Here is a 23455-nt window from a genome sequence, read left to right as displayed (position 1 = left end):
TCCTATAACAGCGCCTGGTTGAGGCCGTAGAAAACCGTGCTCGAAGGGATCTGGCCCTTTTCAGCCAAGAGTTCGCTCTGGTTAACCAAATCGATTACGGTTTCCGGAAAGATTTCCCGCCCGCCGATGCCGATGGCGTAGTCCATCACCAAAGGACCAGCCTGGCCATATAGACAGGATTTTATCTCCCCGCCCAGGATACCCCCGGAACTGCAGGAGAAGCTCCGATCTAGCACTAAAACCAGCTTGGCCTTGGAGAGAGCCGATCTTAATTCCTGGTCCGGGAAAGGCCTAAAGGACCTCACCTTGACCAGGCCCACTTTCTTTCCTTCCTGGCGCATCCTCTCCAGGGCCACCTTGATGGTACCGACCACGGACCCCATGGCCACCAGGATAACATCGGCATCCTCAGTGTAGGTTTCCTCGATGAGGTCGCCGTAGTAATTGCCGAACGTCTCCTGGAATTCCCTGGCCACCCTCCTGATCTTCTCCTTGCTCCTGATCAGGGCATCGTGCACCATGAACTTGAACTCCGTGATTTTATCAGGGTCGGTCAGAGCTCCGAAGGTCACCGGATTTTGGGGATCGGCCTTGAAGACCGGATCAAAGGGAGGTAGGAATTCCTGCACCGCTTCCTCTTTCCAGAGGGTAACCGGCTCGTAAGCGTGGCTTAAGATCCAACCATCCATGCAAACCATGGCTGGAAGCAAGACCTCGCGGTCTTCGGCAATTTTGAAGGCCTGAATGTGAGTGTCCACCGCCTCCTGAATGCTTTCTACGTACAGCTGGATTATCCCGGAGTCGCGCACGGTCATCGCATCCTGGTGGTCAACCTGAATGTTAATGGGGGGAGAGATGGAGCGATTAACCGCGGTGAACACCGCCGGAAGCCTGGTCCCGGCCATGTTGAAAATCACCTCGGTCATCAAGAGCAGCCCCTGGGAAGCGGAAGCGGTGTAGCTTCTCACCCCGGCAGCGGCCGCACCCCAGAGCACCGATGCCGCCGAGAACTCGGAATCGACGGTGATGTACTGGCTCTTCAACCTGCCGGCGGCCACCAAACGCGCCAGGTGCTCCACAATGTGGGTTTGCGGAGTGATGGGATAGGCGGCAATTACTCCTGGTTTAGCAGCACGTACAGTCTCGGCAATGGCAACAGAGCCTTGCATGATTTCTCGGCTCTCCACCTTATCGTTCAACTCAAGCACCCCTTTCGGCCTGCATGGTTATGGCGGATCGAGGGCATTCTCTAGCGCATATCCCGCAGCCCTTGCAGTAAAGGACGTTAATTACGCACGTTTTCTCCTTTATCTCAATGCTGCTGTCCGGACAAAACAATTCACAGGTCCCGCACCCATTGCATTTATTACTGTCGACAACCGGCAGGAAGTAGCGCCAGTCCCCGGTCCTGTTTCCTTTCGACAGCCCTGCCTCGGTGATGCCCCCGATATTAAGCGACACCAGCCACACCCCCCTCGAAACTCTGCCGGGCAAGCTCGAAAGCTTTTTCCATCGCAAGAACATTGCGTGAGCCAATCTCGTCAGGGAATTTCCGCCGGATTGCATAGCGCAAAGAGTCCGGATCGGCAAGACCGGTGAGGGCAGCAAAAGCGCCCAACATAGCCGTATTCATTACCGGCCGCTTCAGGGTTTCCAGGGCTACCTGGGTGGCTGGAAAATGATATATCTTGAATTGCTTGGTGGCAATGCCCAGCTCCTCGGCACTTTTGGTGCTGTTAATTAAAACCGTGCCCCCCGCCTTTAAACCCTCAAATATGTCCACCACCTCAAACAGGCTGACATCCTGGACTATCAGGTAATCGGGCGTTTTAATCTGGCACTTTAGTTGAATGGGCTTATCGTCTATCCTGCAAAAGGCCTGGACCGGTGCTCCCCTTCGCTCTCCGCCACCTCCCAGATATGGAAAAGCTTGGCTGTATCTGCCAGCCTTGAACGCAGCTATGGCCAGCATTTCCGCTGTCACTACCGAGCCTTGACCGCCTCTGCCGTGGATCCTGATCTCAATCAATCAGATACACCTCCGTCCGTGGTCTTGTCTTGTCAGCGCGGCAATATCTTTGGCAATGCACCTGGCTAACTTCTACACAGGACTCCCTTTCTAACCAGGCTCTCCGCCTGCTTCTTCCTGGCTATTTGCCGGCTCAATAACCCCTTTCATTGAAGACATATTTACCCAGACTCTCGCCCCTTCTTTAAAATCACGTCCCCATTCAGTGTATTCCGCGATGCGGTATCATATGTTCCATTTATGTGTTGATGTTCGCCACCCTCAGCGGAATTCCTGCTAAAAACCCAGAAACTTTCTCTGGATCTCCGCGCAGGAGTGGTATACTATTCTCACCGGTGGGCATACCGCGATGTAGAACGAGCAACTCTTGAGAAGGGAGCGTGCTCAATGGACGACGGCCGCCTGCACATAAAATCCACGCTAAAGACGCTCTTGGTCCTGGAGCAATTCCTCACCAGTAACACAGAACTGGGAATTCATGAGCTGAGCGCAAGAACTGGTATTCCTCCAAGCACAGTGCAAAGGATAGTGAACACCCTAGAATTAAAGGACTACTTGGTACAGAATCCAAGAACCAATAAGTATAGACTCGGCTTTGGACTGTACCGTGTCGGCAAGGCCATGCTGGAAAGCTTCCATTGGGTAGAAGAAGCCAAGTACTATATGGAGAAGCTCGTCAAGAAGTACAATGAAACTGTGAACCTGGCTTATCTTCAGGGTCAAAGCATTATTTACATCACCAAAATTGATTCCAGCCATATCTTGCGCCCCCATTTTGATGTTGGAACCAGATTTCCACCCCACTGCACCTCACTGGGAAAAGCCTTGTTAGCCTACATGCAGCCTGAGGTGGCAGAGAGAATTATTTCGAAGAGGCTACCGGCATGCACGCGAAAGACCAAAACATCCATCAAGGAGATTAAGGCAGAACTGGAGAAAGTAAGGCAGAATGGCTATGCCATAGATGACGAGGAATTTCAGGAGGGGCTGTTCTGCATCGGTGCCCCAATACAGAATGCGCAAGGCGAAAGCGTAGCCGCAATAAGTATGACTATTCCTAAAGCCAGGCTTCGGAATGAGAATCTCCCCGCGATGGTAGATGATCTTCTGCAGACGGCAACCGATATTTCTAACCGCCTGAAGCGCACAAGCCCGCAACTTGTTCAGAGTAGCCAATAGTAAACAGGTTTGACACTTCTCCTCCTTCAGAATGTCGCTGAAGAAGTTCGCTTGGTAGCTAGAATAATGAAGACTCTTTCGGCTGGGCCGAGAGGCTCGTGGCCTTCCGTCTGCTCACCTCTCTTCCTTCGTCTTGGGACAAGCAGCTGCTAAAAAGCAGATTGGCCCAGACATAAGGTATGACCCTCTACAATGGCCGCAATATTCCCAACCCCACGAGTACGTCAGCTTGGTCGTAAGCATGCTTTAGGAAAAAGCAATGCCTCAAAACCTGTGCATGCGCAAAGGTAAACTGTTTTGCAGCCGCAACCCTTACAACAGATTGCTTTGGGCATCAAACTCGAGCAGCTGTGGTCCGGAGACAATTTCTACGTCGGGTAACTGTTTAACCGGCTCCACAAGCGGTGGTGAAATCAGCATCTCTGATACTTTCAACGTGTTCTTGATTCTCACCATCTCCACTTGGCTATGGTTTAAGCGGTTACAGGTCTTGATAGCGGCCTGAATAGCCAGCCTGTCGCTGTCCAGAACCATAGGAACCCGAACAGTATTAGCTAGAGTGGAAGTAATAGCATTGGGATAAGTCATAAGAAAATCAAACTTCCTATACGCCCGCTGGGTAGTAAAGTCGGCCATGCCCAGACCATTGCCGTTCCCGTGGGATTCATCGGTTATATCCAAAACCACAATCTTTTCAACTTCCGGCCCCCCTGACGCGTAGGGAGAAGCATAACGTCCGGTTACGTTTGGATCCATACCATCCCCGCTGATATTTTTTCCTATCTCGTCGACTATGAGGACATCCATATGTTCAAAAGGAAGGCGGGGCATATTTTCGCGGGCCAATTCTAAAAGCCCTGGTTCTTGATCAGGAATCTCTTCTTTGGTCAGGGCTCGAATCAACATTGGTTCATCGTAAGCGTTTTCTACTGTAGCCACTCCAAACAGAATTGGTTCCTTGGCCAGTATAACCATTGCCGCAGCCGGCATATTTTCGTGCATATATTTAAAACCCGCTGCATGACAGATTTCTGCCCCGTGTTGTTTTCCTAGACCAATGGTAAGCATCTTCATGAGACCGCTCTCATAACGGCCGCGGAAAGCTGTATGCGGCTTAACCCGGTTTATTACCACTATCCCATCTGCTTCATGGGCGAACTTATCAACGTAGACCGGTATTCCCTTAGTAGTCACGCCAATTTCTACCGTTTCCATGCTAGCCCGAATAGGCACGCCCATAGTATCTTCGGTTATGCCCAGACCGGCAAGTACCTCTCTTTGCCCTTGGGCGGTGGCTCCACCGTGGCTGCCCATACAGGGAATAATGAAGGGGGAGGTACCCTGATCCTTCAAAAACTGCACCACCGTCCCCACAATCTCGGGCAACTTGGCTATGCCTCGGCTGCCTACGGTAACTGCGATTCGTTGCCCCGGTTTGAGCGTTGATAGCACCTCAGGGCGCTGCAGCTGTTCTCTAACCGCCTGAGGGACATCGGTTATACGCTGAGCAGGAAAATGCTGCCTAATCTTGATAACTGGAGGAATAGGTACGTTAGAAAGTAGGTCGTAAAGTACATTGCTCATGGCGGTTCACTCCATTCTGTTTTAATTGCGGTTACCAATGTAAGTATTCGTCAAGGTTGCTAGGGCACCTTTTATCCTAATTATCATAGTCATAGAAGATTTAGATTGGGGCGTCCTTGACTAAAGCTTGCATTTGCCCTGCATCTTCATCCTTAATGGGGCCTATACAAGCCAACGAAAGAAGATCGGGAACAAAAACTTCCTGGGCTACTTGGGCCACATCCTCGAGACTTACTGAGTGTATCCGGTCTATAACCTCCTCGACAGTTATGACCCGCCCATGAGTCAACTCGGTTCGGCCCAGCCTGCTCATGTGATTGGTAACACTTTCCTGCCCAAGGATTAGACTGCCCCGAATCTGGTCCTTAGCTCGCTTGAGTTCCGAATCGCTAATGCTGTCGACTTTGATGTCTTTAATCTGGTCTAGGGCCATAGTAATCACATCCACAGCGCTTTGGGGGCTAGTGCCAGCATAAACGGCCAATAGTCCAGAATCGCTATACCCAGAATGATAAGAGTAAACCGTGTAGGCAAGACCCCGGTTTTCACGGATAGCTTGGAATAGGCGAGAACTAATTCCTCCGCCAAGAACATTGTTAAGGACCTGTAAGGCATAGATTCGCTCATCATTTAAAGAAAAGGCGGGAACCCCTAAGCATATCTGTACTTGTTCGGTCGGTTTTTTTACTATTTTGACCTGGCCTTGAGATTGGGGCCTCTCAGAATGGGAGTCGTGAAGGCGAGGAGCCAGAGCTTCTACTCTGGGTACTAGAAGCGACAACGTTTCTTCGGGTGTGGTGTCGCCAGCTACAGAAATTATCAATCTCGAGGGTTGGTAGCACCTTTCGATGTAAGCCAGCAGGTCCTCCCTGCTTATATGCGATACTGAATCCTTGGAACCCAGAACTGGCCGCCCCAGCGGGTGACCATCCCATATGGCTTGGGCGAAAAGATCGTGAACAGTCTCGTCAGGAGAATCCTCGTACATGTTGATCTCTTCAAGAATCACTTTTTGTTCCTTACTAATGTCTTCGGGATCGAACTTGGAATTTAAGAGCATATCGAAGAGCACGTCCACCGCTAGTGGATAGTGCTCCTTAAGTACCCGGGCGTAGTAACAAGTATATTCTTTAGTCGTAAACGCATTGAGTTGCCCTCCGACTGATTCCAAACTCTGGGCAATATCAAAAGCTGAACGTTTGTGGGTACCTTTGAAGAACATATGCTCAAGGAAATGAGATATTCCTTGCTCCTCTTCTTTCTCATATCGCGAGCCAGCAGCTACCCATATGCCAATGGCAACTGACTGTACTGATTTGATCTCTTCGCACAAGATTCTAATTCCGTTGTCAAGGACTACTCGGTTATGCATACCTTACCTCCTTATGCTAGCCCTTATTTGACCCTCAACCGATTGGGGGCTAATGGAATCGTATCCAGCATTCGCCCTCGGAAGAAGATCTCCAGCCTTCGCTGTCGATAGTGAAATCTTCTCTCTATCGCCTTGGCTTCGGAAATGGGAAAGGCCCAGTAAAATGGCCTCAATGCTGCCAGTGCTCTGTCCTGAGTCACACCGATAGAGTCTTGAATCAGAGTATCCGTACCGATGCTTATACTATCAAACTGAGCAAATCCTAATTGCAAGAGCTCTCGAGCATCGTTGAACCGGTCAGCGCTCCTAAGGACAACCGCAATCAGCTCGCGAGGATAGCGAGCAGCCGATGCTACCAGACATTTTCCAGCCGTAGCTGTAGTTCCCGTCTTGACTCCACTTATATCCGGCCATTCCCATAGTAGCCGATTGGTGTTGACTAGGTAGTGAATTCGACTTCCATCTACAGAAGCAACTACTTTGCTCTTACGCGTTACGGCATTGCGGAAATGCGGGTTTTGAAGAGCGTACCGCGTAATCGTGGCCAAATCGTACGCCGAAGCCAGGTGGCGCGAGCAAGTGAGCCCATGAGGGTTACAGAAGTAGGCATCAGCAGCTCCCAGCAACCTAGCTTTGCGGTTCATCATCCAGGCAAACCATTCTTCGCCACCGGCCATATGGTAGGCCAAAGCAGTAGCAGCATCGTTACCTGAAGGCAGCATGGCTCCAAACAACAAAGACTGAACAGTTATTCTTTCGTTAGGATTCAACCCCATACTTGATCCGGCACAGAAAGCCGCTGCCCGGTTAACTAAAGCTATCTCAGGTAGACATTCTTCATAATCACATATCAGAATGGCAGTTACAATCTTGGTGGTACTAGCCGGGTGGCGAGGGCTGAAGACATTATGCCCGAGAAGAACCTGCCCTGACCCGGCCTCCATCAATAGATAGGAGTCGGAACTTAAGTTAAGGCCGTCAACGGTCCCTGCGTAAGCAGGGGTGCTCCAAACTGAAAAAAGGGATAACAATATTAGGAAGGCCATCCATCTAAACAGAATAATCACCTGAGCGCAATCTTAAAGTGGTTGAAACAACTAGCTTACGATCTCGGACAAAGTTACTAGGTCGTAACCGCTGGTTTTAAGTTTTGCAATCAAGCCTGGTAAGGTCTCGGCCATGACTGCAGTCGGGTGAGCCAAGACTATGGCGCCATTCTGAGCCCGGGAGGTTACTTTGCTTATGATTTCACTGGCCTTGGCTCCTTCCCTCCAGTCCACAGTATCAATGGTCCATAGGACGGTTCGGTACCCAATACTCTCTGCCGCCTTAACGACATGAGGCTCACATTCACCGTAAGGCGGGGCGTAGAAGGGGCTGATCCTGCCCACTATCGACTCCAGCACGGCCTGGCTACGCCGTAAGTCAGAGACAATTTGGGCCTCTGTAGCTTGATTAACATGAAGGTGCAAGTAGCCATGGTTGCCAATTTGATGCCCCTCGCTAGCGGTGCGCCTGACTAGCTCAGGAAACTGTTCACCCCATCGGCCGGTGATGAAGAAAGTCGCCCGAACCCTTTGTTCCTTTAGCACATCCAAGATTTGCGGTAAATACTCCTGTCCCCAATCCACATTGAAGGTAAGAGCTATGGACTTATGATTGGCCTTACCTTGGAAGATAGGGTTGGTTGTTGCCCACACCAAGTCACCGCTCGCCCACGCCCAACCAACAACCAACCAGCACACTAACACTGAGACAAAAAGCAATCTTTGGGCTCCGTTCATAAAGTAACCCCTTTTGAGATCTCCTGACTACCTCACCGCCTTTTACTGTCCCAAATTGCCCAGCCCAATATGTATCCAGATAGTACCGCTTAACTACTCAGGGCTTTAAGGGAATCCTGTAACAGTCCATCTATATACCCAACAGCACTTTCCCACGACCAGGACGTATCGGACTTCTCGCTCCTTAACTTAATATCAACCTGCCCCTGCTCCACTTTTTTCCCCACTGTCACCCGAATTGGATAACCAATGAGGTCGGCATCAGCAAATTTAATTCCAGCCCGCTCATCCCGGTCGTCCCAAACTACCTCCCAGCCCAATTTACTCAAACGGAAATAAAGCTCCTTGGCAATCTCAACTTGGGCCTGAGCGCGTTGGTTGGTAGTAACAATTACCACTTGGAAAGGTGCCAGATTCACTGGCCAAATAATCCCGTTAGCATCATGATGTTGCTCCACCACAGCGGCCATAGTCCTACCGATCCCTATCCCGTAAGAACCCATCACCAAAAGCTGCTCCCGACCAGCTTCATCAGTGTACACGGCTCCTAAGGCGCTCGTATATTTAGTTCCCAGCTGGAACAGGTGTCCAACCTCAATGCCCCGTACCGTAGCCAAGGGGCCACCGCACTGCGGGCAGGGATCGCCGGCCTGAACTATGCGAATATCAGCGACCTCATCCCAGATAAAATCCTCTCCTGGGTCAACATTGACCAAGTGGAATCCTTCCTGGTTGGCTCCAACTACCACACTTCTGAGAGCCGGAACCTCTGCATCCGCAATAACTTTGATCCCATTGAGCCCAACTGGTCCCAGATAACCAGGCTTGGTCCTCACCAACCTTTCCGTCTCTTGGTCCGATGCCATAGCCAAGGTAGCAGCGCCAAGGACTCTCCGGAGTTTGAATTCGCTGACATGCCGGTCACCTCGAACCAATGCGGCCACCGGCTCCCCGTCAGCTATAAAAAGTAAGGTCTTGACGGTTTGCCAGGAAGGCACCCCCAAAAAATCAGACACTTCCTCTATGGACTTGACGCCAGGGGTAGAAACCAACTTTGGTTTTCCGCCTTGGTTAACCCCAGGCCAAGATTTAGGAGTGGACCCCGAGGTAGCAGTCTCCAAGTTGGCAGCATAACTACAACGATCACAGTATGCAACCTCAGCTTCGCCGGAATCAACTAGGGCCACTACCTCGTGTGACCGGTGTCCCCCAATTGCCCCGGGATCGGCCTCCACCACGCGGAAAGTCAAACCGCAGCTGGTAAATACCCTCTGGTAAGCCTCAAGCATTTTACGGTAGCTTACTTCTAACCCCGCGGTATCCCGGTCAAAGGAATATAGATCTTTCATAATAAATTCTCGGCCTCTTATTAGCCCCGCCCGAGGACGCAATTCGTCGCGGTACTTGTTCTGCACTTGGTAGAGCATCACCGGCAATTGCCGATACGATTTTATCTCCCGCCGAGCCAAATCAGTTATCAATTCCTCATGGGTAGGCCCTAGGCACAGATCCCGATTGCGGCGATCCTTTAGACGAAACATCTCCTCGCCATACACATCCCACCTGCCGGTTTCCCGCCAGACCTCAGCTGGCTGTAGAATGGGAAGCATAATTTCTTGTGCCCCGGCCCGATCCATTTCTCGGCGAACGATAGCCTCAATCTTCCGCACTACTCGCCACCCCAAGGGGAGGTAAGTATAAACTCCAGACATGACTCGGCGGACAAAACCGCCCCGTAATAGAAGCTGCTGACTGATAGTTTCAGCATCTGCTGATACCTCCCGCAAGGTTGGTGCCATTAGTTCACTTGCTTTCAAACCTACTTTCCTCCTTGCAGAGCTGCTTGACCTTCTCTGTCATAGCAGTTATGACTTGGTCTTTTCGTACCCGCCCCACGATCTTTCCTTTCTGGAAAATAACTGCAATTTCCTTTCCTCCCGCGACTCCGATATCGGCTTGGCGAGCCTCTCCGGGGCCATTGACTTCGCAACCCATTACGGCTACAGTCAGGGGGCAAGAGACTTCGGCTAGTTGTTCTTCCAACTTAGCAGCAATCTGAGCAACATCCATATGGCAACGCCCGCAGGTAGGACAGGCAATAATCTCGATGCCTCGATGGCGAAGGTTTAAAGCTCTTAAGATCATATAGGCAACCCGAACCTCTGGGACTGGATCCCCGGCCAGGGAGACGCGAATAGTATCACCTATACCCTCGGCCAGTAGAATACCCAGTCCGATGGCCGATTTGACCGCTCCATAGAGAAGAGTTCCAGCTTCGGTAATGCCCAAGTGCAAAGGATACGGGACCTTTTCCGCCAGAAGCCGATAACTAGTTACTGTGGTATGCACATCAGAAGCCTTAAGCGATATTTTGAGGTTCTTGAAATTCCATCGTTCAAATAGGCGGACATACCTTATAGCACTTTCCACCATGGCCTCAGCGCACGGCTGTCCGTATTTTTCTAGTAGGTCCTTCTCTAAGGACCCAGCATTAACGCCAATGCGAATAACAGTATTGGTCTTCTTGGCTGCCTCCACAATGGTCCTGACCCGCTCAATAGAGCCAATATTACCGGGATTAATTCGCAGACCGTCAACTCCAGCCTCGATGGCAGCCAAAGCCAATTCGACCCGAAAATGAACATCGGCAATCAAGGGAATTCCGATAGCCGACTTAATACTCGGTAACGCATGGGCAGCCTCGAGATTAGGCACCGCTACCCGAACCGCTTCACACCCTACCTTCTCCAGTTCGTGAATCTGATTAATGGTGGTAGCTACGTCATCGGTTCTGGTATTGGTCATTGATTGCACCAAGACAGGGGCATTCCCGCCAATCACTTTGTTTCCAAGTCTGATGGGAATAGATCTTCTCCGCAACTGGTTCTACCCCTAGCCAAAGATCTTGAGCAAGTCTTGATAAGTGATTATAACCATCAGAACGATTAAGAGCGCAAAGCCAATCAGGTGAATAAGGTTCTCTTTCCTGCGATCAATGGGCCGGCCAGAGATCCCTTCGATTCCCAGGAAAACTAATCGGCTGCCATCCAGGGCAGGAATGGGAAACAAGTTAATGATAGCCAAGTTAAGGCTTAGGATACCAGTAAAACTTAGAAGGTTAAACATGCCGTAACGAGCCGCCTGCCCTACCATCTGCACAATACCTACCGGTCCAGCTAATTCCGGCTCCGCCTTGCCGGTTATCATCTGAACTATGCTTACGATAAAAATCGAGGTAATCTGGACCGTTTCCTTAACCCCTAAAACGATGGAATCCCAGAACCCCTGCCTCACCCACCGGGGCCCGATGCCAATCATGCCGACCTGGGTCTGATCGTCAACCCTGGGAACCACTTGAACATCCAAGACCTGGCTTCCCCTTAAAAGCTTAAGATCTAGCTTGATACCAGGGCTGCTATAAATCTTCTGCACCAAGTCGCTCCAGCCGCCAACTTCAGTCTGGTCGACCATCAAGATCCGGTCCCCAGGTTGGATACCAGCCATTTCAGCTGGGCTATTAGGAGAGACATGGCCAACTATCGGTTCTGTTGATGGAAGGCCTAAGACCATAAAAATTACCAAAAATAGAACAAAGGCTAAAACAAAATTCATCCCTGACCCCGCACCAATTACTGCCATTCGCTGAGCTACAGTCTTCTTGTTAAAACCTCGCGGATCATCTTCCTCTTCCCCTTCGGTACCAGCCATACGATTAAAGCCGCCGATAGGGATAGCCCTTATCGAATACAGGGTTTCGCCCTTTCTCCGCTGCCAAACGGCTGGTCCCATCCCTAGGCTAAACTCCAAGACTTTGATGCCTACTAGTTTAGCCACTAGAAAGTGGCCTAGCTCGTGGGCCAGTATGAGAACCGCAAACACGGCCAGCGCTATTAATAACGTAAACACCTTGTGCCTCCGTTCTAGCCCAGTCGACTATCGCGAGAACCTCGATGCTTCGCGGGTCACCATTTCCCTTGTTTCTTGGTCCACCAGCACTATCTCATCGAAACTGGGCTCTTTGATCACTTCATGCTTTTCCATGGCCAGCTCGATTAGTCGAGCCATGTCCTGAAAGCCGATCCTGCCTTCGAGGAAAAGCCTGACTGCCATTTCATCGGCAGCATTGTATACGGCAGGCATGCTACCACCACTCAGGCCAGCCTGGTAACCTAGCTTTAACCCAGGAAACCTGTCATAATCAGGCGGAGCAAAGCTGAGGTTAGGTACCTGGGACCAATCAACCCGTGGCCAATTGGTCGCAGACCCTTCTGGCCAAGTGAGAGCATACTGGATGGGAATCCTCATGTCCGGCACCGCCAGCTGCGCCAAAATACTGCCATCACTAAACTGAACCATGGAATGAACGATGCTCTGCTCATGTACTAAGACTCCAATCTGTTCATAGGGCACATTAAACAGCCAATGGGCTTCGATTACTTCTAAACCTTTGTTAACCATGGTAGCGGAATCTACGGTTACTCGTGGTCCCATGGTCCAGTTAGGATTAGTTAGCGCCATATCTGGAGTCACGCTCGCCAGCTGCTCAGTAGACCACCGCCAGAACGGCCCCCCAGAGGCGGTAAGGATAAGTTTCTCAAGCGGCAAGACGCTTGACTCCAGGCAACGAAAAATGGCAGAATGCTCGCTATCAACAGGTATTATCATTGTCTCCCCACCGCCGCCAACATAGCTCCTCACTAAGTGCCCTCCGATTACTAAGCTTTCCTTGTTGGCCAACGCCAACCGCTTTCCCGCCCGCAAGGCAGCCAATGAATACCTTAAGCCCACGGCCCCAGTTACTGCATTCACTACTAAGGAGGTTTCCCGCAGCCGGGCCAACTCTTCTAATTCGTCAGCTCCACACACTAGTTGGCCGGACTGAAAATCGCCCAGGAGCTGCTTTAACTCCGCAACGCAATCCTTGGCTATTCCTACATAGCGAGGGCGGTATTTCCTAATTTGTTCAGCCAATAGGCCTAAATTGGCACCACCTGACACCAAGGCAACTATAGTTACTCTCTCGTCTAGGCTATCAACTACTTCCAAGACCTGCCTGCCAATTGATCCTGTTGATCCGAAGAGCGCTAAGCCCATTTTCCCATCATCCCTATTGGCGCCCGTCGCGCCGGGTGCCCAACATACCTAACCGGTACAGAGCCAGTGCAACCACTACTACAATGGGCCCCAGGATCAAACCCCATGCGCCTATGACTTCAAAGCCCACAAACATTGAAACCAAGGTCAAAAGGGGGTGTAACCCGATATTCTCGCCGATGACCTTGGGCTGGATCAATTGACGAATAACCGACACTGCAGCATAAAGGACAAGGATTGATACGCCAAGCCGCATGTCTCCAGTAAGTAGGTACCATGTCCCCCAGGGAACCAGTACTAGCCCAGGCCCGACAATAGGGAGTATATCGGCGATGCCGGCCAAGATCCCGCCCAGCACTGCATACTTAATACCCAAGATACTCAGCCCAAGGATAATCAGAAGGGTAGTTATTATTACCAGGATGGCGAAAGCCTTCAGGTAGCCAAAAAGGATGCTGGCCAGGTGCTCATACACTTCCTCTAGCTTGCGCGACTGTTTTTCATTGAAAAGCTTGCCAGCCCAAGTAAATATCAGCTGTTTGTCCCTAATGAAGAAAAAGGTGGCCAAAAGTAGAAAAATGCTAGCAGCCAAGAAATTGGGTATCCAGGAAACGCTAGCCACCAAATAGTTCATGGCTTGAGAAAGGTAATTCCCGGCTAAAGAAGTAAGTTTATCTAGGTTAGCAAGAATGCTCTCCTGGATGGTATTAGGAAAGTTGACAGCAATGCTTATTCCATTGAACCACTCCAGAAGACGGTCCAGATTTTGATTTAACAAAGCAGCGTAGTTCGGCAAGCTATAGAGTAGAATTCCTAGTTCATCAACTAACTTGGATACGGCTATAAATGATAAACCACCCAATACCAGCACCAGCAAAACTATGCTAATTAGGGCTGCCCAGCCACGGGAGAGCTTGACTTGTCGTTGCAAGAAGCTGACTACCGGCTCCAGCATGGCTGCCAGGGCTACCGCCAGCACTACCGGAACAAGAATTCGGAGCAAAAAGCTAAAGGTCCTAATAAGAGCTGGACCAACGTAATAATAAGTCAAGTGAATGGACGTCAGAATTCCAAGGGTTATGCCGGTAATCACCAGTGCCCGCCAATATTTTTCCTTCATAACCTCACCTCAGGACCTAATTCAGGACCTAATGAGCCAGCTTACATACCAGTATATGGCTGGAGAGGCTATTATTAGGCCATCAAAGCGATCCAGTACTCCTCCGTGGCCAGGCAATATTCTCCCACTATCTTTTACGCCAGCATTTCTCTTAATGGCTGATTCAATGATATCTCCCCACTGCCCGGCTATTACAACGATAAAAGCGGCCAACAGCATCTGTCCCAGCTGAAATAATTGAAAAAAATAGTTTAAAAGCATAGCTACGGCAACACCAACAGCACATCCTGCTAGAGCGCCAGCCCAAGACTTATTGGGGCTTATCTTGGGAACTAGTTTTCTGTGCCCCCATTTTTTTCCGATAAAGTAGGCAGCTGTATCATTAGCCCACATGGTACCAAATACCCACATCACCATCTCAAAACCTTGAGGCAACTCCCGCAGGGCTACTAAAAAGCTTAATAGGCCCACATAAGCAATCCCCCAAAATGCCGAAGTCAAGCCTCCCCAATCCTCCACTCCAAAGAGGAATGGGATAAGCAACAAAGTAAAGAAAAACAGCTTCAGCTGAGCTTCATGTCCAACAGAGAAAACACTGTAAGCGAAAAGAGCAATACTAAAAATAACCCTGACATATTTGGAGCGTACGGGCGGCGTGGCAAAATTAAAAAACTCGTGCAGACCAACCAGCTGGACTAAAGTTATGGCCAGATGGAACACTATCCCGCCCCAGTAACTAACGGCTACCACCACGGGAATACCCACCATTGCTGTTATGACCCTCTGTTTCAGCATAAAACGTGTCTCCCATTAGGGCGAAATGGCCCCAAATCGCCGCTGCCGGTTTTGGTAAGCAATAATTGCTTGCATGAACTCTTCCTCGCCAAAATCCGGCCAAAGCGTTGAGGTTGACCAAAACTCAGAGTAGGCAACTTGCCAAAGGAGGAAATTGCTTAACCTCAGCTCTCCAGCCGTACGGATTAGAAGGTCAGGATCAGGTATCCCCTTGGTCAACAGGTGATCAGCAAATACGTCCTCGGTCACTTCCTCGGGGCTGATCTCGCCCGCCAGACACCGTCTCAACAGCTCCTTAGCCGCATGGGTGATTTCCCACCGACCCCCGTAATTTATAGCCACATTGAGTTGCATGCCATGGTTATCCCTAGTACGCTCAATGGCCTCCCTCACCCGCAGCTGAACTTCAGCCGGCAGCCTCTCGGCATCGCCTAAAACCCAAAGCCGGATACCTTTGCGCCTAAGTTCTTCCAGCTCCCGTCCCAGATATTCGAGCAAGAGCCGCATCAAGAAATCAACTTCTTCTCGAGGTCGCTTCCAGTTCTCAGTGGAGAAGGCATACACGGTCAAGTATGGAATTCCTAAGTTGCAACTGGCTTCCACAATTTTCCTCAGCGCTTCAACGCCGGCGCGGTGGCCGACGGACCTGGGAAAGCCGCGACGCTCAGCCCACCTCCCATTGCCGTCCATAATTACGGCCACATGTTCCGGCAACTTTGCCGGATCGACCAAATCCCATAATTTCTGGCCATCACCTTGGTTCCGGCGGCGAAATAGGCGACCAAGCACTATTAGTCCCAGCATCTCCTTCCCCAGATCTACATCTAAGCCCCCTCTTAGGAGGGGGCTTGCTGCAGCTCAGCCTGCTTGTACACCAAACTAGCGACTAGAACAACTCTCACTGGAGCCAACCGTTCGAGCTGCCCCGCATCAGTCTCGCGAATTACCCAGCCGCGCAACCCTACCCTCCGCCCAGCTTGCCGGTGAGCTCCTTCCGGCGGCATGGTTAGATTGATCCGAGCCGCTATCCCAGCACTGGCTAACCTACGGAGGCTCTCTTCCACGGGCAGACCTACAGTTGTCAAGGCAATAGGGCCGTTCTTCAATTAAACCTCCATAATCTCCGCAACTTTGTTTTCGCCGATCTTGTCTACAATACCAATAAACCGATCGGTCAGTTTTTGAATTTGATCCTGGAGGCGGCGCTGTTCGTCCTCAGAAATCTCCCCAGCTTTCAGCATGGCTTTAGTCTGTTCGTTGGTTTCGCGCCGAATGTTGCGGATGGCGACTCGGCAATCCTCGACTTTCTTGCGCACCACCTTGACCAGTTCGGTCCGCCTTTCTTTGGTAAGCTGAGGAATACTAATCCTGATCACCTGGCCATCGTTGTTGGGAGTTAAGCCCAAATCAGATTTCAAAATCGCCTTTTCGATATCCCCCAGGACGTTCCTATCCCATGGCTGGATTACCAGCAATCTAGCTTCGGGCGCGCTGATCGTTGCCACTTGGTTAATAGGAGTGGGAACCCCATAGTACAGCACCTGCACTCGGTCTAGTAGGGCCGGCGTAGCCCGTCCGGCGCGCATACTGCTAAGCTCGCGGCGCATGACGTCAGTAGCCTTCTGCATCCGCTGTTCTGCTTCCTGGATTAGCTCCTGTGTGGCCATTTTTACCCCCCACGTGCGTTCCAATTTTTTCTCCCCAGATGGCTCTGAGAATATTACCTTCCTCATTTATGTTAAACACAATCAGGGGAATGCCATTATCCATGCACAAGGAAGTCGCGGTTGCATCCATTACTCCTAGGCCCTGATTTAAAACTTCAATATAAGTTAGCTCCCGGTACATCCGCGCGTTAGGGTTCTTCAGAGGATCGGAGTCATATACACCATCCACGCGCTTAGCCATTAATATAACTTCAGCTTCTATTTCCGCTGCCCTCAAGGCAGCCGTGGTGTCAGTGGAAAAGTAAGGGTTGCCGGTGCCGCCAGCAAAGATCACCACCCGTCCCTTCTCCAGGTGGCGTATAGCCTTTCTTCTGATATAGGGTTCTGCCACTTGCCTCATTTCTATGGCAGTCTGTACCCGCGTGTCTACTCCGTATCTTTCCAGCGCATCCTGAAGTGCCAAGCCATTCATTACCGTTGCCAGCATCCCCATGTAATCTGCAGTTGCTCTGTCCATGCCTTGGGCGCTGGCAGAAACTCCACGCCAGATATTGCCTCCACCTACAACTACCGCAATCTCAGTTCCGAGTCCTTTGGCCTCCTTGATCTGCCTAGCGATAGATTCCAAAACTTCCTGGTCAATACCGTACCCTTGCTGCCCAGCTAACGCTTCACCACTAAGCTTCAAAACCACACGTCGATACTTGGGCTTGGTCATTTAGGTTATAAAACCTCCACACGCTCCCCGGTCTCTACTACTCCTCGCCCAGCTGCAACCTGGCGAAGCGCCTGATAACTATATTCTCGCCCAGAAGTGCGATGGCTTCTTTTACGACCTGAGAAACCTTTTTATTGGGGTCTTTAATGAAGGGTTGTTCTTCAAGGCAGGCTTCTTCGAAAAACTTGTTTAGCCGTCCCTCAACAATCTTATCCACTATTTTCTCGGGTTTCCCTTCTCTTAGCGCCTGATTTCTTAATACTTCCCGCTCATGCGCTACCACTTCTTCCGGCACTTCCTCGCGCCGAACATAACTCGGCCTTGCCGCTGCTATCTGCATGGCCAGGTCATGGCATAAGTTTCGGAATTCCTTGGTATTAGCCACAAAGTCAGTTTCGCAGTTTACCTCAACTAGCACGCCAATGCGGTTTCCGTGAACGTATGCTTCAACCAGGCCCTGGCCGGTTGCCCTCCCCGCCTTCTTAGCTGCAGCCGCAATGCCCTTTTCTCGAAGTATATCTACTGCCTTGTTAAAGTCACCACCAGCTTCAACTAGTGCCTGTTTACAATCCATCATTCCAGCACCAGTTTTCGCTCTAAGCTCTTTGACCTGTTCAGCCGAGATCAACGTTATCCATCCCTTCGTCAACATCTGAGGCAGACGCCACTTTTGACTTTTCATCGCTCGATTCCAGTTGGTCCGCCTCATCGGCAGCTCGTTCTTGTAACCCTTCCAGAGCAGCATCAGCGATCTTGCTCGACAACAACCTAACCGCTCGGATAGCATCATCATTTCCGGGGATAACATAGTCAATTTCATCCGGATCACAATTGGTGTCAACAATGGCAATGATAGGTATATCCAGGCGGCGGGCCTCAGCGACAGCTATCTTTTCCTTGCGCGGATCGACAATAAAAACAATCCCCGGAAGCTCTCGCATGCCTTTGATTCCGCCGAGAAACTTTTCTAGCTTGGCCTTCTCCGCCAGCAATGCGGCTGCTTCTTTCTTGGGAAACATGGCCAGGGTTCCTTCTTGTTCCATGGTTTCTAATTGGTTGAGTCGCTCAATACGCTTGCGGATGGTTTGGAAATTAGTCAGCGTACCCCCTAGCCACCGGCGGTTAACATAAAATTGCCCGCAGCGTTCAGCTTCTTCCCTGATGGATTCTTGGGCCTGCTTCTTGGTACCGACAAACAGGACACTTTTTCCTGCCCTCACTGTTTCCCTAACAACTTCATAAGCAATTTCTACCCTTTTTACTGTCTTCTGCAGGTCAATAATGTAAATGCCATTGCGCTCCGTAAAGATATACCGCGCCATTTTGGGGTTCCAACGGCGAGTCTGATGGCCAAAGTGAACCCCAGCTTCCAAAAGCTGTTTCATGGTAATGATTGACATGATACTCCTCCTTATGGTTTAGCCGCCCCTCTCATCATCCCAGTACAGGACCCTTTGGGCACCGCTGTATGGTCCAATAGGGTGCGTAATGAGCCTTGATCAGTATAGCAAAGTTGGGAATCTGGCGCAATAATCCCCAACTAACCGCCGATGCTAGCCGACTAGCCCAAATCTGCAACCCACCGGCGTCATTTTTCGCCCTGGGCCTATTGGCGGAGCCTTTGTAGTTCTTCCAGCAAATAATCGTTTAATACCCTGATGTAAGTCCCTTTCATACCTAGCGACTTGGATTCGATTACCCCAGCACTCTCAAATTTGCGCAGGGCGTTTACGATAACTGAGCGGGTAATACCAGCCCGGTCAGCAATTTTGCTAGCGACCAATACACCTTCGTTACCTTCTAGCTCCTCGAATATGTGGCTAACCGCCTCCAACTCGGAGTATGAAAGGGTATTTAAAGCCACATGCACGGCTGCCTTTTTGCGGGCTTCTTCCTCAATCTTTTCTGCCTTAGACCGCATGATCTCCATAGCCACAATGGTAGCACCGTACTCAGCTAAAACTAAATCTTCAGGGGTAAACTGCTCATTAAACCTAGCCAATACTAGAGTACCGAGCCTCTGACCACCTCCAACCACAGGCACAATGGTGGTCAACTTGTTGCTAAACGCGCAGGTTTCTTCCTTGTTGAAAACACAAGCGTTGGATATCTGGCTAAAGTTGGCCTGGGTTTCATTGATTTTAAGGAGCTCCTCATTGTATTCGGCTGGGAAACGCTCAGAGCGGTATACAATGTCTTCCATAACTTCGCAGGCAAAACCTTCGCCGAATGCATATCCTAGTATCTTTCCATGCTTGCCAACAATGTAACAGTTGCACTGAATCATTTCGCTCAAAACCTTAGCCATTTCGTCAAACTCTACCGGCAATCCTGCGGTTTTTTGCAGCAATCGGTTAAGAGCTCGAGTCTTTTCCAACAATGTTTGCATAATCGAAACCTCCTCAGCATGTCGATAACACGTACTACACGTACTATAAGATATATCGGCAAATATTTTAGTTCTTTACCGCCGCCGACCAGCTACTTTGCTCTCCCCATGCCTCCCAGCCAACGCATTAACAGTATAAGCAAATCAATTCATCTCTGCAATAGCATTGGCCAGCGATTGGAGATTTATTCCTGCAGCCGTAATTTTTGCAAATCTAACTTACCTGCCAGGCCCTTCGATCTAGGCTTCGATATTGAAGCGCTTCAGCCAAATGATCCTCTTGGACTAGCTCGCTGTTATCGAGATCAGCTATAGTCCTTGCCACTCGCAAGACTCGATCGTGGCCCCGGAGAGAAAGGCCCAAGCTACTGAACGCCTGGCGCATCAACTCCCTGGCTCCCGGCCCCAGCCGACAGTAACGAGACAACAGCCTGGACGGCAGGTCAGCATTCGACTGCACTCCTACCTTTTCATACCGTTCCCTTTGCTTCTTTCTTGCCTCCTCCACTCGGGACCGTATGCTCAGCGAGCTTTCTGGTTCAGACAGGGAAGTGAACTCCTGGTAGTCGATCCATGGTACTTCAATGTACATATCAATGCGATCCAGCAATGGGCCAGATACTCGTTTCCAGTACTGCTGGATTTGCAATGGGGTACAGGAACAGTCTCTAACCTTGCTGCCCAAGTAGCCGCATAGGCAACCGTGCGGTTCTAAACTACTAACTCACCCGGCTTCAGCAAGGACTGAGGCAGGTGCGCCATTGGCCAGAGATTGCGGCATGTAGTACAGGTGGACCACTACCCGGTCGTCGGTTACCACCACTTTTTCCACGAGGTCACGGATTAAAGCTCTCTTCTCCTCAAAATCCAGGTTATCAAAGACCTCGTTGAAACTGCGCAGCCTCGCATATACAGCCTCTGCATCAAGGTCCCGGATCCCGACGGCCTCAAGCTCGTCCCGGATCTCCTCCAGCCTGGCTCTGGCCGCTCTTATCTCCTGCCGAAGCGCAGCGATCTTCTCTTCGACCAGATCCACCGGCAGGTTTCCTCTGGCCAAAGCGTCAACCAGCCGCCTTTCCTGGTTCTCCAGCCCGGCTGCCTTTTTCTTAAGCCTCCTCTCCTCCTCCTGCAACGGTCCTGCCTGACTGGCGATCTCCTGGCGGGCCACTTCCAGGCAGGTGTTCAGGAACTCCCTGTCGGAGCACACCTTTCTTATCAAATCCAGGACCTTCTCTTCCAGCTCATCGGCTCTGACGGGCCGGTTGGTGCAAGCAAGTCTGTCGCGCCGACCGTAGCAAGAATAGTACCTGTATTCCTTCTCACGCCCCTTTTTTCTCGACCAGCCGAAACTCATGGCCTTCCCGCAGTACCCGCACTTTACAAGCCAGGCCAGGAGGCCCTTCGACCCGGTGCCGGCACGGGGCGGTTTTCTTGCTTCCAGTTTCTTCTGGGCAGCCACAAACACCTTTCCCGGGACTATGCCCAGGTGGGTTCCCACTGAAATGATCCAGTCGGATACATCCCGCGGCCTGGAGGTCTTCCTGACTCCTTCGCGGCGGTTGTACGGCAGGATCCCATGGACCCCATCGAAATCCGACGGAGGGGAGACTATCTGAGCGCCGATTTTCGTGAAGTACTCCAGCGCGTCTCTGTCGGCAATGCACACGGTCGGATTCCTCAACAGGCGTCCCATGGACGTGGTTCCCCACGGACTTCCGCCTTTTGTGCGTATGCCGTGGGCGTTGGCGAGGTTGGCAGTCTTTCGGATTGCTCCCTGGGGCTCAAGGAACCACTCGAAGAACCGGAGGACGTTTTCGGCTTCCTCTTCTGACCGGACCAGCTCGGTTACGGTTTTTTCCCGGCCATTCACACAGACAACTGTTTTTCGCCTATCGTAGCCGTAAGGCAGCACCCCGCCGTTCCAGATCCCGTTTTTGGCCCGGTCTAGCATGTTATCCCGGACCCGGTCGCGGATCATCTCGCGCTCAAACTGGGCAAACGAGCCGATGATGCCGACCATGGCCCGGCCAGCAGGGCTTGTGGTGTCCATCGTCTCTGTTATGGATCGGATCCCAACCCCGTGCTCGCTGAACAGATGGAGCAGGTTCAGCAGGTCCAGGAGACTCCTGGAGATGCGGTCGAGCTTGTAGACCACTACCATCTGGATCGCGCCGTTCTTCACGTCGCGTATGAGCCGCTGGAGCGCAGGACGGTCGGTGTCCTTTCCTGACAGCCCGCTGTCGCGGTAAATCTTCACGTCCCAGCCCCGGGTCTCGCACAGCTCGCGGCAGGCACGCTCCTGCATTTCCAGCGAACAACTGTCCCTTTTCTCCACCGACTGCCGTATGTATACTCCGGCCGTGACGGGCCCGGTGCGCTTCTTAACCAAGATCTCACCTCTTTCTGCTCGATTTCCTAGCTTCTACATCGGCGCTTATTTCCCTTCGCCCCTCGCTCACTTCTTCTGCTTTCTCGGCCCGTATGGCTCCCTTCGCCAGAATAAGGGCCGCGTGTCTAACCCTAACCCTGGACTCCCAGGGCTCATCTGCTGTCGTTGCCCCCTGTACGAGCAACCTCTTCACCTGTTACTGCCCCCTTTCTTGTCCAGGCTTTGGAGCAAGAAAGGCCGCCGGGCTTTTCCCAGCGGCCTTCCTTTCTACTTTCTTAGGTTTGCTATCCCGCGAGCCTTCTGGCCTCCTGCCTTACCTTCTTGCTCCACTCCGAGGTGGCTTCGAGCCCGAGCCTCGCGGCCTCCGAGCGCGTCAGTATGTACGTCACGGTCTTCTCCACCGGGTCCACCAGGACCGGGTGTTTTTTCATATACTCCAGGCAGTCGCGTATCTCCCGCGCTTGTTCCTGGGTGAGCTTCATTGCCATGTAAGTGTCCTTTCCCTGCACGGCCATGATCTTCTGGAGCTTGCCGCGCTGGCGCCAGAGCCGGTCCCGGTCTGCTCCAGCGGTCAGGAGGGCGACCTCGAACTCGGGGTCTCCCTTTTCCGCGCAGGCGTACCGCCTGAAGAGGATTGCGACCCGCCCCGGGTCCTGCCGGAGTTGTTTGAGTAGTTCCTCGGCCGTCATCTCGGGCAGGCGGCGCTGGCCGGGGCCGATGGACTGGCGGAAAGCAACGTCCTTTTTCTTGGCTTCGACAATGCGGCGAATCCTTTTTGCCTGGGTATACACGTTAGCATAGGGGATACCGGTGCTCTTGCTAATCTCCAACAGGCTGCTGCAGGTGCGGCTCGCTTGGATGATGGTCTGCTGCTGTGAGGAGAACTGAAACTGCTCCGCAGGAGGTATCTTTCGCAGGGCTGAAAAAAGGGCAGGCTCCGCCCCGCGTTTTTTCCTGTCAATTTTCTGGTCTCGCAGCTTGTCTGCTATCCGGCATATCTGCTTCCTTACAGTACCCGCTTTAACGTTTAGCTTCCCTGCTATCTCTTTGACCGATAAACCCTCGACTACCAGTTCTGCTATCTTCCGCTGACCTTCCGGCAGCCTTTCGAGCACTGCCCTTACCTTTTCCGGGTCTGGTGGCTGCTTCGCGGGTGCTTGTCCGCTCAAGGTCTCCCTCCCTCTCTCGTTACTACCCAGGCGTTAGTATAGCATATTCCGGGTAGGTATACAATACCCCGTAGCAAATTTTTCTCGAAAAATTTATTCCCTAGTGGAGGTTTGGGAACAATGTAGTAGAATACCTTAAGGAAACCATAAGAGTGGGTGGTGGTTA

The 23455-nt window shown here is 51.4% G+C and carries 25 protein-coding genes; 1 reads left to right on the top strand and 24 read right to left on the bottom strand.

Translation table 11 applies throughout. The annotated features are described in order from the left end of the window. Window positions 1-2 precede the first annotated feature (2 nt). Genes porA through H5U02_01635 form a run of 3 tightly spaced genes read right to left on the bottom strand, consistent with a single transcriptional unit; the run spans window position 3 to window position 2029 of the window. Window positions 3-1169: a pyruvate ferredoxin oxidoreductase gene (gene porA / locus H5U02_01645; protein MBC7341154.1), complete on the bottom strand. Its 1167-nt coding sequence runs from the start codon at window positions 1167-1169 to the stop codon at window positions 3-5. Between the two features lie 31 nt (window positions 1170-1200). Further along, the gene (locus H5U02_01640; GenBank protein MBC7341153.1) at window positions 1201-1524 is read right to left on the bottom strand and encodes a 4Fe-4S binding protein; all 324 of its coding nucleotides are present in this window, start codon (window positions 1522-1524) and stop codon (window positions 1201-1203) included. Continuing rightward, the gene (locus H5U02_01635; protein MBC7341152.1) at window positions 1451-2029 is read right to left on the bottom strand and encodes a pyruvate ferredoxin oxidoreductase subunit gamma; all 579 of its coding nucleotides are present in this window, start codon (window positions 2027-2029) and stop codon (window positions 1451-1453) included. Before H5U02_01635 ends, H5U02_01640 begins: the two co-directional genes overlap by 74 nt. A 387-nt stretch (window positions 2030-2416) precedes the next feature. Here H5U02_01635 and H5U02_01630 point away from each other — a divergent pair, with 387 nt between their 5' ends. Next, on the top strand, window positions 2417-3208 hold the full coding sequence (locus H5U02_01630; protein ID MBC7341151.1) for an IclR family transcriptional regulator: 792 nt from the start codon (window positions 2417-2419) through the stop codon (window positions 3206-3208). Between the two features lie 312 nt (window positions 3209-3520). On the opposite strand, the gene H5U02_01625 is transcribed toward H5U02_01630, so the two are convergent. The 21 genes from H5U02_01625 to H5U02_01525 all read right to left on the bottom strand — a co-directional run bounded on the left by H5U02_01625 (window position 3521) and on the right by H5U02_01525 (window position 23289). Then, the gene (locus H5U02_01625; protein ID MBC7341150.1) at window positions 3521-4792 is read right to left on the bottom strand and encodes a DUF2088 domain-containing protein; all 1272 of its coding nucleotides are present in this window, start codon (window positions 4790-4792) and stop codon (window positions 3521-3523) included. A 100-nt stretch (window positions 4793-4892) separates the two neighbouring features. Beyond that, entirely contained in the window at window positions 4893-6164 is a 1272-nt protein-coding gene (locus H5U02_01620) for an insulinase family protein (GenBank protein MBC7341149.1), read from the bottom strand. A gap of 23 nt (window positions 6165-6187) precedes the next feature. Then, entirely contained in the window at window positions 6188-7210 is a 1023-nt protein-coding gene (locus H5U02_01615) for a D-alanyl-D-alanine carboxypeptidase (protein MBC7341148.1), read from the bottom strand. A gap of 51 nt (window positions 7211-7261) precedes the next feature. Beyond that, the gene (locus H5U02_01610; protein ID MBC7341147.1) at window positions 7262-7948 is read right to left on the bottom strand and encodes a polysaccharide deacetylase family protein; all 687 of its coding nucleotides are present in this window, start codon (window positions 7946-7948) and stop codon (window positions 7262-7264) included. A gap of 89 nt (window positions 7949-8037) precedes the next feature. Further along, complete coding sequence (locus H5U02_01605; GenBank protein MBC7341146.1) at window positions 8038-9765, bottom strand: proline--tRNA ligase; 1728 nt, start codon at window positions 9763-9765, stop codon at window positions 8038-8040. Then, a complete protein-coding gene (gene ispG / locus H5U02_01600; GenBank protein ID MBC7341145.1) occupies window positions 9752-10828 on the bottom strand; it encodes a flavodoxin-dependent (E)-4-hydroxy-3-methylbut-2-enyl-diphosphate synthase in 1077 nt (358 codons plus the stop codon). The genes H5U02_01605 and ispG overlap by 14 nt, the downstream gene beginning before the upstream one ends. Before the next feature lie 12 nt (window positions 10829-10840). After that, the gene (gene rseP / locus H5U02_01595) at window positions 10841-11854 is read right to left on the bottom strand and encodes an RIP metalloprotease RseP (GenBank protein MBC7341144.1); all 1014 of its coding nucleotides are present in this window, start codon (window positions 11852-11854) and stop codon (window positions 10841-10843) included. A 27-nt stretch (window positions 11855-11881) separates the two neighbouring features. Beyond that, window positions 11882-13042, bottom strand: a complete 1161-nt coding sequence (locus H5U02_01590; protein MBC7341143.1) for a 1-deoxy-D-xylulose-5-phosphate reductoisomerase — start codon at window positions 13040-13042, stop codon at window positions 11882-11884. A 13-nt stretch (window positions 13043-13055) separates the two neighbouring features. Continuing rightward, entirely contained in the window at window positions 13056-14162 is a 1107-nt protein-coding gene (ytvI, locus tag H5U02_01585) for a sporulation integral membrane protein YtvI (protein ID MBC7341142.1), read from the bottom strand. Window positions 14163-14183: 21 nt separating this feature from the next. Then, a complete protein-coding gene (locus H5U02_01580) occupies window positions 14184-14957 on the bottom strand; it encodes a phosphatidate cytidylyltransferase (protein ID MBC7341141.1) in 774 nt (257 codons plus the stop codon). Window positions 14958-14972: 15 nt separating this feature from the next. Beyond that, the gene (locus H5U02_01575) at window positions 14973-15761 is read right to left on the bottom strand and encodes an isoprenyl transferase (GenBank protein MBC7341140.1); all 789 of its coding nucleotides are present in this window, start codon (window positions 15759-15761) and stop codon (window positions 14973-14975) included. Between the two features lie 32 nt (window positions 15762-15793). Beyond that, window positions 15794-16063 carry a hypothetical protein gene (locus tag H5U02_01570; GenBank protein ID MBC7341139.1) on the bottom strand — a complete coding sequence of 90 codons (270 nt, stop codon included), beginning with the start codon at window positions 16061-16063 and terminating at the stop codon, window positions 15794-15796. After that, the gene (frr, locus tag H5U02_01565; GenBank protein MBC7341138.1) at window positions 16064-16624 is read right to left on the bottom strand and encodes a ribosome recycling factor; all 561 of its coding nucleotides are present in this window, start codon (window positions 16622-16624) and stop codon (window positions 16064-16066) included. Continuing rightward, entirely contained in the window at window positions 16569-17342 is a 774-nt protein-coding gene (locus H5U02_01560) for a UMP kinase (GenBank protein MBC7341137.1), read from the bottom strand. Before H5U02_01560 ends, frr begins: the two co-directional genes overlap by 56 nt. A gap of 37 nt (window positions 17343-17379) precedes the next feature. Beyond that, window positions 17380-17970, bottom strand: coding sequence for a translation elongation factor Ts (gene tsf, locus H5U02_01555; protein ID MBC7341136.1), 591 nt, complete (start codon window positions 17968-17970; stop codon window positions 17380-17382). Then, window positions 17957-18742, bottom strand: a complete 786-nt coding sequence (rpsB, locus tag H5U02_01550; protein MBC7341135.1) for a 30S ribosomal protein S2 — start codon at window positions 18740-18742, stop codon at window positions 17957-17959. Before rpsB ends, tsf begins: the two co-directional genes overlap by 14 nt. 206 nt (window positions 18743-18948) lie before the next feature. Then, window positions 18949-19731 carry a GTP-sensing pleiotropic transcriptional regulator CodY gene (codY, locus tag H5U02_01545; GenBank protein MBC7341134.1) on the bottom strand — a complete coding sequence of 261 codons (783 nt, stop codon included), beginning with the start codon at window positions 19729-19731 and terminating at the stop codon, window positions 18949-18951. A 214-nt stretch (window positions 19732-19945) separates the two neighbouring features. Next, window positions 19946-20416 carry an ATP-binding protein gene (locus H5U02_01540; protein MBC7341133.1) on the bottom strand — a complete coding sequence of 157 codons (471 nt, stop codon included), beginning with the start codon at window positions 20414-20416 and terminating at the stop codon, window positions 19946-19948. A 39-nt stretch (window positions 20417-20455) separates the two neighbouring features. Beyond that, window positions 20456-22120: a recombinase family protein gene (locus H5U02_01535; GenBank protein ID MBC7341132.1), complete on the bottom strand. Its 1665-nt coding sequence runs from the start codon at window positions 22118-22120 to the stop codon at window positions 20456-20458. A gap of 4 nt (window positions 22121-22124) precedes the next feature. Then, window positions 22125-22313 (bottom strand): hypothetical protein, encoded by a 189-nt coding sequence (locus tag H5U02_01530; protein ID MBC7341131.1) that lies wholly within the window; start codon window positions 22311-22313, stop codon window positions 22125-22127. 91 nt (window positions 22314-22404) lie between these two features. After that, window positions 22405-23289 (bottom strand): response regulator transcription factor, encoded by an 885-nt coding sequence (locus tag H5U02_01525; GenBank protein MBC7341130.1) that lies wholly within the window; start codon window positions 23287-23289, stop codon window positions 22405-22407. Between the last annotated feature and the right edge of the window lie 166 nt (window positions 23290-23455).

Source organism: Clostridia bacterium (genome assembly GCA_014360065.1).
Classification (GTDB): Bacteria; Bacillota; DSM-521; order Neomoorellales; family JACIYF01; genus JACIYF01.
This window is presented reverse-complemented; position numbering and strand designations above follow the sequence as displayed.